This window comes from Leucobacter soli (assembly GCF_042659205.1).
Classification (GTDB): domain Bacteria; phylum Actinomycetota; class Actinomycetes; order Actinomycetales; family Microbacteriaceae; genus Leucobacter; species Leucobacter soli.
Map to the genome: position 1 here is coordinate 1 of NZ_JBHSRW010000081.1, position 10042 is coordinate 10042.

At 67.6% G+C, this 10042-nt stretch carries 8 protein-coding genes, 1 tRNA gene and 2 pseudogenes; 4 read left to right on the top strand and 7 right to left on the bottom strand.

Annotation, left to right across the window (positions count from 1 at the left end):
• Positions 1 to 245: GntR family transcriptional regulator (locus ACFPZL_RS06930; RefSeq protein WP_382334950.1), on the bottom strand; the 245-nt coding region annotated here is incomplete at its 3' end.
• A 34-nt stretch (positions 246 to 279) separates the two neighbouring features.
• On the opposite strand from ACFPZL_RS06930, the gene ACFPZL_RS06935 reads away from it, so the two are divergent.
• Together ACFPZL_RS06935 and ACFPZL_RS06940 are read left to right on the top strand one after the other, a co-directional pair.
• Positions 280 to 1242, top strand: coding sequence for a Ppx/GppA phosphatase family protein (locus tag ACFPZL_RS06935; RefSeq protein WP_218115626.1), 963 nt, complete (start codon positions 280 to 282; stop codon positions 1240 to 1242).
• Positions 1243 to 1374: 132 nt separating this feature from the next.
• Positions 1375 to 1449, top strand: a tRNA-Gln gene (locus tag ACFPZL_RS06940).
• Between the two features lie 159 nt (positions 1450 to 1608).
• Here ACFPZL_RS06940 and ACFPZL_RS06945 read toward each other — a convergent pair.
• The 4 genes from ACFPZL_RS06945 to ACFPZL_RS06960 form a co-directional block, all read right to left on the bottom strand.
• Positions 1609 to 2088, bottom strand: a complete 480-nt coding sequence (locus tag ACFPZL_RS06945; RefSeq protein ID WP_236022068.1) for a DUF3817 domain-containing protein — start codon at positions 2086 to 2088, stop codon at positions 1609 to 1611.
• Positions 2089 to 2151: 63 nt separating this feature from the next.
• On the bottom strand, positions 2152 to 2769 hold the full coding sequence (locus ACFPZL_RS06950; RefSeq protein ID WP_218115628.1) for a response regulator: 618 nt from the start codon (positions 2767 to 2769) through the stop codon (positions 2152 to 2154).
• The gene (locus tag ACFPZL_RS06955; RefSeq protein ID WP_218115630.1) at positions 2766 to 4061 is read right to left on the bottom strand and encodes a sensor histidine kinase; all 1296 of its coding nucleotides are present in this window, start codon (positions 4059 to 4061) and stop codon (positions 2766 to 2768) included. The genes ACFPZL_RS06950 and ACFPZL_RS06955 overlap by 4 nt, the downstream gene beginning before the upstream one ends.
• The gene (locus tag ACFPZL_RS06960) at positions 4027 to 6120 is read right to left on the bottom strand and encodes an MMPL family transporter (protein WP_236022069.1); all 2094 of its coding nucleotides are present in this window, start codon (positions 6118 to 6120) and stop codon (positions 4027 to 4029) included. The genes ACFPZL_RS06955 and ACFPZL_RS06960 overlap by 35 nt, the downstream gene beginning before the upstream one ends.
• A 182-nt stretch (positions 6121 to 6302) precedes the next feature.
• Here ACFPZL_RS06960 and ACFPZL_RS06965 point away from each other — a divergent pair, with 182 nt between their 5' ends.
• Positions 6303 to 7652, top strand: coding sequence for a Fic family protein (locus ACFPZL_RS06965; RefSeq protein WP_328798026.1), 1350 nt, complete (start codon positions 6303 to 6305; stop codon positions 7650 to 7652).
• A 36-nt stretch (positions 7653 to 7688) separates the two neighbouring features.
• Here ACFPZL_RS06965 and ACFPZL_RS06970 read toward each other — a convergent pair.
• Positions 7689 to 9131: pseudogene (locus ACFPZL_RS06970) on the bottom strand (LLM class flavin-dependent oxidoreductase).
• A 200-nt stretch (positions 9132 to 9331) separates the two neighbouring features.
• On the bottom strand, positions 9332 to 9733 hold the full coding sequence (msrB, locus tag ACFPZL_RS06975; protein ID WP_218115631.1) for a peptide-methionine (R)-S-oxide reductase MsrB: 402 nt from the start codon (positions 9731 to 9733) through the stop codon (positions 9332 to 9334).
• Between the two features lie 107 nt (positions 9734 to 9840).
• Between msrB and ACFPZL_RS06980 the strand changes: the two are divergent.
• Positions 9841 to 10042 (top strand): annotated as a pseudogene (locus ACFPZL_RS06980) (2-phosphosulfolactate phosphatase); the annotation flags it as partial.

The window sequence follows — 10042 nt, forward strand, 5'->3', positions numbered from 1 at the left end:
CCTTCGACTACACCGGCGGCCTCGAGCGAACGGTAGGCGCCCGCGACGGTGTTCACCGCGAGCCCGAGGTGCGCGGCGAGGGCTCGCACGGTGGGCAGGCGCGTACCCGGCAGCAGGCGTCCGTCGGCGACGGCCGAGACCACCTGCTCGTGCAGCTGCCGGAAGGGCGGGGTCGGCGCCGATGCGTCGATCGCGAAGAGCGCGAGCGGATCCTGATCGTGCTGCCGTGCCGGCGTTCCTGACATGGGATCAGCGTAGGGCACCTTGTAGGATCTCCCCATGCGCCTCGGAGTGATCGACGTCGGATCCAACACCGTGCACCTGCTGGTGGTCGACGCGCACCCGGGCGCCAGCCCGGTGCCGTACCACTCGCAGCGCTCGATCCTGCGGCTCATGCGCTACCTCGATGCCGACGGCGCGATCGTCGAGGAGGGCGTGCAGCGCATCGTCTCGGCCGTGCGCGAGGCGGTCGCGATGGTGGCGCAGATCGGCGTCGACGACATGATCGCGACGGCGACCTCGGCGATACGGGAGGCGGCGAACGGCGAGGATGTGCTCGCGCGGATCGAACGCGAGGCCGGCGTCTCGTTGCGCGTCCTGTCCGGCGAGGACGAGGCACGGATCACGATGCTCGCGGTACGACGCTGGCTGGGCTGGTCGGCGGGGGAGGTGCTGCTCTTCGACATCGGCGGCGGGTCGTTCGAGATCGCGCAGGGCGCCGACGAGTACCCCGACGTGCAGGTGTCGCTGCCGCTCGGTGCGGGGCGGTCCACGATCAACTTCCTCGTAGAGGATCCGCCGCCGCGCGAGGCGGTGTCGCGGCTCCGCGCGCACGCCAGGGCCGAGTTCACTCGGGTGCGCGACGAGCTCTTCGCGGATCGACCCCGGCCGAAGCGCGTGGTCGGGACGTCGAAGACGATCCGCTCGCTCGCGCGGCTGATCGGCGGCCCGCCGGATCCCGAGACGGGAGACCTCGCGCCGCTGCACTACGTCGGGCTCCGCGAGTGGGAGCCGTCGCTGCGCGAGATGCCCGGGAGCGTCCGCGAGTACCTGCCGGGAGTGACGCCGGAGCGCGGGTACCAGCTGATGGCGGGCGCCGTTGTGCTGCGCACGGCGATGAAGGTGTTCGACGTCGAGACGCTCACGATCTCGCCCTGGGCGCTGCGCGAGGGGATCGTGCTGCGCTACATCGACGCCCTCGACGGGCGCGGCGCGGAGCCGGTGTCCGCGTCCGCCGGCTGATGGCGACCCTGCGGATCGGCGACTCGGAAGCGATTCGCCACTCGTTGCCGGCCCGTTTTGGGATTCTCGACATTAGCCCGCTAAACTAGTCTCTCGGTGCCGATGTTCCTCGGAGTATCGGACTGCCACCCTTGGGATATGGTGTAATTGGCAACACTACGGTTTCTGGTACCGTCATTCTAGGTTCGAGTCCTGGTATCCCAGCCATAAAACCCCTGATTTTCCGCGGAAATTCAGGGGTTCGCGTTTTCTCGCATCGCCCCGAGTTCACGAGGGCGTGCTTTTCCTCGCTGAGGCACACGAGATCACTCGTGCACCCGCTGGTGCCGTGCACGACTTGAAGCTGCATGTTCCCGTTTGGGTGATTCATCCGCGAGGCACAGGCGGACCCGCCCAAAGCAGGGTGAGGAAAAGCCCGGTGACGAAGACGATCAGCACAGCGATCGAGAGAATGACATGCCGGAGCACCCAGGCTTGCACGTTCTCGATGAAACCGTGCGGTGTCTCTCCGCCTGATGCAAGTCGCCAGTCGCCGGCGAGCAGTCCTTTTCTCTCTACCGTGATCTCGAAGGGCACGGTGGCGAACGGAACGATCGCCAACAGCAGCCCGGTGAGGCCGAGGGAGAGTCGCCATCGCTGGTTCACCCATACGAAGATCGTCGTTGCCGAGTAGCACAGGAAGACGAATCCGTGGATGCCTCCAGCGATCGGCACGATGTTGACGACCTCCAGTGCGCGAAGGATCAGCGCGGCGATGAGGCCTGCCCACGTGAACATCTCGGCGATCGCGAAGCTCCGAAAGAGCGTGCGCGGGCTGACGCCCTGAGATTGCTTCTTCTTGGTCACTGGTGATGAACCTCCTGCTGTGTAACGGTGCGACCGGTCGAACGAAGGGTGAGATCTGCGGGGTTAGATAAGGCCGGTCTCGTGGGCGAGGTGGATCGCCCGGGATCGGCTGTCGACGTCGAGCTTGGTGAAGATGTGCGCAATGTGGCTCTTCACGGTTGCCTCGGTGACGAACAGGGTGCGTGCGATGTCCTTGTTCGCCGCCCCCGTTGACATGAGGCGCAGGACCTCGAGTTCCCGGTCGGTGAGGCGCGGCAGCGGGTTGCGCATGCCCTGGAGGAGTCGACCTGCGAGGTCGGGGGCGAGGACCATGTCGCCCCCGGCCGCACGGCTGATGCCCTCGATGATCGCCTCGGGTGCGACGTCTTTGAGGAGGTAGCCGGCGGCACCGGCTTCGATCGCGCCGAGGATCTCGGTGTCGCGGTCGAAGGTCGTGAGGATGAGCACGACCGGGGCCGGGTCGAGGGCGCGGAGTGCGGCGGTGGTCTGGATGCCGTCGATGCCGGTCCCGAGGCGGAGGTCGCAGAGCACGACGTCGGGGTGGAGGTGAGCGGCGAGGGTGATGGCCTCTTCACCGGTTGCGGCTTCGCCGACGACGTGCACGGTGTCGGTGTCGAGGACGGCGCGGAGTCCGCTGCGGACGACGGGGTGGTCGTCGACGAGCAGCACGGTGGTGGTCATTTCGTCTCCTCTGCAGTCGGCTCACTGCCGGAGGCCTGCGTCGTGGTGGTGCGGTGGATCGGGAGATGCACCGAGATCGCGGTGCCCTCGCCCGGCGTGCTTTCGACATCGAGGCCGCCGCCGAGCTCCCGCAGTCGTGCGCGCATGAATTTGAGTCCGTAGCTCGACGATCCGGACCCGGCTTCCGAGGCCTGTTCCCATGCGTGGATGTCGAACCCGGCGCCGTCGTCGATGAGGTCGAGCCGCACCGACGAGCCCGAGTCGATCAGGCTCATCACGACCCGGGTGGCGTCCGCATGCAGGCGCACGTTCGCGAGCGCGGATTGGGCGGTACGCAGCAGCGCGACCTCGACCTCGGTGGTGAGGGCGGGCAGTCCCTCGTCGACGTGCAACTCGGTGCGCAGGCCTGTTTCGTCCCGGGCACGGTCGAGCATGCGCGTGAGCGCTGCGGCGAGGGCATTGTCTTCGAGCTCGGCGGGCGCGAGCGCGGCGACGATGCGCCGCACATCGGCGAGGCCGTCGCCCGCCAGTGTCTCGACCTGTTCGAGGGTCCGCACCGCGTCGGCGTCCTCCGTGCGGCCGGCTCCGGCGTGGGCGAGGAGCCGGATAGAGGAGAGCGACTGCGCGATCGTGTCGTGGATGTCGCGGGAAATGCGGGTGCGCTCGGCGACCGCGCCCGATTCGCGCTGGACGAGAGCGAGCTCGTCCTGCAGATCGGCCATCTCCCGCTGTGCTCTCGTGAGGGAGTCCACTAGGCGCTCGCGTTCCGCCGCATCTCGCAGGAGCTGGAGGTAGCCGCGGGAGATCCCGAATGCGAAGATCCCGCCGATGAGCGGCCCGAACACGTTCGCGTAGCTCGTGGCGCCGTGATGCAGGATCGGGGCGATGACCACCACCGCGAGCACCAGCCCGGAGAACAGCAGCCCCCACGCAATGGGGAGCAGATGCCCGGCGAGCAGCCAGAGCAGGAACGCGATCCAGACGAATTCCGCAGACACCGCGACGGCCGCGCCCCAGATCACTGCGAATCCGACCAGCCACCATACGACGATCCGTCGGGAACGGGTGCGGGACGGCAGGACCGTGCCGGCCGTGTGCCAGGCGAGGATCGCGAGTCCCGCGACGATCGCCGCCGGTGCCGGGGTGTCGTCGCCGCTGGCGCGGATGACTCCGATCAGGGTGAGGACGGCGGCGATGAGGTGCTGGCCGATCTCCATCGCTCGCACGGTGGGGCCGGCGGTCACCGGCCCCACCTGGTCAGTGCGCGTCAGTGGCGCGTTCACGACGTTCATGCGTCAATTCTCCCAAGCCCGGTTTTCCGGGCCACCAGATGCGGTCGCCGACGAGTGCGAAGATCGCCGGCACGATCACCGTGCGCGCCACCAGTGTGTCGACGATCACGCCCACGCCCACGATCAGGCCGAGCTGTCCGAGGGTGACCAGCGGCAGCACGCCGAGCGCGGCGAACACGGCCGCGAGGACGATTCCGGCGCTCGTGATCACGCTGCCGGTATGGGCAACCGCTTCGACCATCCCCTCCCGCGTTCCATGGACCGCGGCTTCGGCGCGTGCGCGGTGCACGAGGAAGATCGTGTAGTCGATGCCGAGGGCGACGAGGAACAGGAAGGCGAGCAGCGGCACCTGCAGATCGAGCGCTTGCTGGCCGAACAGCGTTCGGCTCGACCACGCGCCGGCACCGATCGCGGCGACCGAGCTGGTGAGGTTCACGGCCAACAGCAGCACCGGAGCGATCAGGGAGCGCAGCAGGATCAGGAGCACGAGGAAGCTCACTGCGAGCACGAGCGGTGCGATCAGCCACAGGTCTGCTCGGTTCCCGGCGCGCGCGTCGAGATCGGTGGCGACCGCACCGCCTACGACCGCATCCGCGCCCGGCACCTCGTGCACCGCGTCGCGCAGCTCGGAAATCTGGGTGAGGCTCTCCTCGGTGCTCGGCACGTACTCGCTGGTCACCATGATCTTCGTGAGCGAATCATCGTCCGTGGCGCCGACCGGGTGGGCGCGGACTACGCCCTCCACGTCGTTCGCCGCAGCGACCACGGCACCGGCCTCCGCGCTGTTCGCGACGATGAAGATCGGCTGCGCCTCACCGGGCGGGAAATGATCCGACAGGACTTCCAGCCCCGTCGCGGACTCGGACTGCACCCGGAACTTCTCGATCTGGTCGAGCCCGACCGACGTCCCGAACAGGCCGGTGGCCATCACCGCGAGCAGCGCCACCCCGGCGAGGAGACTCGCAACCGGACGTCGCAGGACACCCGTCGCGATCCTCCTCCACGCGCCGCCCTGCCGTCCCGCCTCGCCCGGTCGGGGCACGAACGGCCAGAACACCTTCCGTCCGCACACCGCCAGCAACGGCGGCAGCAGGAACAGCGCCGCGGCGAGAGCGATCAGCAGCCCGATCGCCGAGGAGATCCCGAGCCCGTGCGTGCCGGGAATCACCGCGAGCACGAGCGTCAGCAAAGCGAGCACGACCGTGACGTTCGAGGCCAGGATCGCAGGAAGAGTCTTCCGCCACGCCGTGCCGAGCGCCTGCCGGTGGTCCTCCGTCGATTGGAGCTCTTCCCGGTACCGGGAGATCAGCAGAAGCGCGTAATTGGTGCCCGCGCCGAACACGAGCACACTGATGATGCCCGCATCGAACTGCAGATTCCACGCCGCCCCGGCTGCGGCGGTGAGGCGGCCCGCGAGCCCGTCCGCGAGCCCGACGGCGACGAGCGGGATCAGCCACAGCACCGGCGACCGATAAGTGGCGATGAGGAGGATCGCGACGATCAGGATCGTCACCAGCAGCAGCGTGAAGTCAGCGCCCTCGAACGCGGCCGCCACATCCGCGCCGAACGCCGGCCCACCGGTCAGCAGCAAGGACATCCCCGCTGGTGTGCGGTCGGCGATATCCGTGCGCAGCTCCTTGATCACCGCGGCCGTGTCCGTGTTCGTCTCACCGACCTTGATCGGAGTGATCAGGACCGCAGCCTTCCCGTCCTCGCTGACCGTCGGTCCGTTCGAGTCGGCATCGGCGTGGGCATCGAGCACCGGAAGGAGATCGCCCAGGCTCTCGATCTCGCCCTTGGAGAGCTCTGCGCCGTCATCGCGGGACGCGACGACGAGCACGGACTGACGATCCGCATCCGGGAACTTCGCCAGCAACTCGCTCGTGCGCGTGGACTCCGCATCCGCTGGCGCCTGATCGTTTCGTGCCGGAGCTTTCGCCGACCCGAACACGCCGAACAGGGCGACCATGATCAACAAGACGAGAGCGAGCGATACCCACGCCCCGCCGCGCGACGTCAGCCGGTCGGAGAAGGGGCTGCGAGTGCGAGAAACTGCCATGGCACCAACTTCACCAGGCAGCGCAGTCCTGAACATCGCAGAAGAGGATGAAACCAGGATCAGCAAAAAGGCTGATGCGGGTTCCGGCGATCCGGACGCTGGGCGTAGTCCCATTTCTCGCCGGGGTGCGCGAGATCACTCGTGCACCATGAGCGGAAGGCTGTATGCCCTCGTGGTGCCTCATGATTCTCAGATGTCTACGAGGCCGGCCATGCCGCCTGCCGTCTGCGCCTCAGAGGAGTGATGCATTATGGCTCATTACCAAAGGTTATTTACTTAACCTGAGGTATGATGAAATCGTGGCACAGGCGAATGAGGGAACATCGAACCTAGCGCGCTCGATGGGGTGGCCGGCGACGGGATTCGAGCAGCGACCGTGGCAGGGAAGCGATGGAGACGTGATCGTCTCGCGGCGTCAGCGGATGCTCGCTCGCGGCGACTATGCCGCCGCCGTACCACCGTTCATCGCAGATGCTGTGTTGCGTCTCGAGGCCGATGTGCTCGCCGTCGCTGACGATGCCGGTCGAGAACTCACACGCTTCGACACCGAGGTCGGCGTTATTGCGGCACCCTTCGCATCCATCCTGTTGAGAACGGAATCAGCTTCCAGTTCGGAGGTGGAGAACCTGACCTCGAGCGCCAAGCAGGTCGCGCTCGCGGAGCTCAATGCCGCATCCTCCGGCAACGCCCGCATGGTCGTGGCGAATGTGCGCGCCATGAATGCTGCGCTTGATCTCGCCTTCGAGATCAACGAGGAGTCGATCATCTCGATGCAGAAGGCATTGCTGGGAGACAACGCCCCCGAGCACACCGGCCGTTTCCGCGACCAGCAGGTGTGGATCGGTGGCGGCAGTTTCTCTCCCCACTCGGCGTCGTTCGTGCCGCCGCACCACGACCGCGTGCCTGCACTCATGGCAGACCTCATCCAGTTCTGCAGCCGCACCGACCTCCCGGTGCTCGTGCACGTCGCGATCGCGCACGCCCAGTTCGAAACGATCCACCCGTTCCCGGACGGCAACGGTCGCACAGGCCGTGCGCTCATTCAGAGCATGCTCCGTTCCGGTGAGATCACCCGTAATGTCGCCGTCCCGGTCTCGGCCGGACTTCTCGGCAGCACCGAACGGTACTTCGACTCGCTCACCGCTTACCGCCGCGGTGACCCGGCCGCCATCATCGACGCGCTCTCCGACGCCGCCTTCCGTGCTGTCGGCAACGGGCGGCAATTGGTGAGCGACCTCCGAGCGATCTCCGATGGCTGGAGAGCCCGAGTCCCTGCACGGGCAGGATCTACCGCGTCGCGCCTCTGGGATCTGCTGCTGAAGCAGCCGGTTATCAACACCAAGACCGTTGCCGCCGAACTCGGCGTCTCGGAGACCGCCGCGCAGGCCGCGATCGACTCGCTGGTCGAGCACGAAGTCTTGGAACAGACGAACGATTACCGACGCAACCGCATCTGGCATGCACCCGAGGTGCTCGCAGCCCTCGACAACTTCGGAGACCGAGCCCGCCGCGCCACGCCGTGGCCGGCGTGATGCTGCGCAGGATCACGCCGGGCGGCACTGAGCGGCCTATGCGAAGGTGAAGGCCGCTTCGCGGATGCTGTCGTCGATCGTCGAGAGCGGTCCGCCGACCCGGTAGAGGGATCCGCGGTGGTTCGCTGGCAGCCGATCGCCGGCGCCGAAGAGCTTGTTGCGCAGCGTGCCGGGCGCGTACTCGGTGTGGTAGACACCGCGCCGCTGCAGCTCGGGCACGACGAACTCGACCACGTCCTCGAAGGTGCCGGGCGTGACCGCGTAGGCGAGGTTGAAGCCGTCGACGCCGGTCTCGGCGACGATGCGCTGCATCTGATCGGCGATGGTGGACCCCGAGCCGACGATGGTCGCGCCGAGGCCGGCGATGCCGTTCCACTCGACCATGTCGCGAACCGTCCACGCGCGCCCCTCGGGGTTGTCGGCCTGGAAGGCGGCGACCGTCGACTGGATCGCGTTGCTCTCGACGTTGCCGAGCGGCTCGTCGAGCTCGTACTTCGACAGGTCGACGCCCATCCAGCCCGAGAGGAACGTGAGCGCACCCTCCGGGCTCACGTACTGCAGGTAGTCGCGGTGCTTGGCCTCGGCCAGCGCATCGGTCTCGTCGGTGATGACGGTGAGCAGCAGGTAGATCTTCGCCGCGTCGGGGGAGCGGCCGGCCTCGACGAGCGCGCGGCGGATCGCGTGGACGCTCTGCTTCGCCACGGCGTTGGTGGGCGAGGCGATGAAGATCGCCTCGGCGTGCCGCGCCGCGAACTGGATGCCTCGCGGCGAGGCGCCCGCCTGGAACAGCAGCGGCGTGCGCTGCAGCGATGGCTCGGAGAGGTGGATGCCCGGCACCTTGAAGTGCGTGCCGTGGTGCCCGATGTGGTGCACCTTCTCGGGTTCGGTGAAGACGCCGCGCTCGCGATCCCGCACCACCGCGTCATCCTCCCACGAGCCCTCGAGCAGCTTGTAGATGACCTCGAGGTACTCGTCTGCGTGGTCATAGCGCTGGTCGTGCTCGAGCTGGTCGTCCTGCCCCAGATTGCGGGCGGCCGACGGCAGGTAGCCGGTCACGATGTTCCAGCCGACGCGCCCCTTGGTGAGGTGGTCGAGCGTCGAGAGTCGCCGGGCGAAGGGCATCGGGTGTTCGAAGGCCGTGCCCGCGGTGATGCCGAAGCCCACGTTCTCGGTGGCGGCGGCCATGATCGCCGCCAGCTGCACCGGGTCGTTGACGGGCACCTGGGCGCCGTTGCGGATCGCCGCGAGGTCATTCGCGCCGAACACGTCGTAGGTGCCGAGCACGTCGGCGACGAAGATGCTGTCGAAGAGGCCGCGCTCGGCGATGCGGGCGAGCGTCTGCCAGTACTCGATGTCTTTGTAGCGCCACGACTGATCGGAGGGGTGCCGCCAGAGGCCCGAGCTCTAGTGGGCGACGCAGTTCATGTCGAACGCGTTGAGTCTGATCTGCTGACGCGCTGCCGACGATGATGCTGACATGATGTGACCCTTCTGAGGCGATCGTTCGCACCGCGGCTGCGGCGGAGCGATGCTCAGAAACTACCTAAAATCGCGTGGCGGGTCATGCTCGACGAGGCATTGTTGCGCGATGTGACGCCGTGCGCCAGCGGCCAAGTGCGCGGGCACGGCCGTCTTGAGGATCGCGCACAATCGCCCGGCGCGCGGATCCCGATCCGGCCTCAGCTCTCGGGCTCGAAGTTCAGCGAGAGCGAGTTCATGCAGTAGCGGTTGCCGGTGGGGGTGCCGAAGCCGTCGGGGAAGACGTGGCCCAGATGCCCACCGCAGCGTGCGCAACGGACCTCGGTGCGCACCATGCCGTGCGAATCGTCCTCGAGGAGCTCCACCGCGTCCTCGCGCACCGACTCGTAGAAGCTGGGCCAGCCGCAGTTCGAGTCGAACTTGGTGCCGCTGACGAAGAGCTCGTTGCCGCAGCCGGCGCAGGTGTAGAGACCTGACCGCTCCTCGTCCAGGAGCTCACCGGTCCAGGCGCGCTCCGTCGCGGCCTGGCGCAGCACCGCGTACTGCTCATCGCCGAGCTCTGCGCGCCATTCGTCTTCGGACTTCTCGACCTCGTATGCCATGGTTCGATTCTACGCCTCGTCTCCGACATGGCCCGATCGAGTCGACTTCATGACGCCGGGTAACGGCCGGGGCCACGCGTCGCGTCGAGTCCGCCTAGGCTGACGGCATGACCGATTCACGCTCGCAGCAGACGTATCAGGTGCGCCTCGGATGGGGGGCGGACGGGCTCGAGCGGCTTGCGACCTCGGGCATCGTCGTGGTCGTCGATGCGGTCGCAGGCCCTGACGCGGTTGCCGGAGCCGATGCGGTTGCCGGCGCCACCGGGGTCGACGGGGGCGGATCCTCGGCCGCGGAACGGCTCGCAGCGC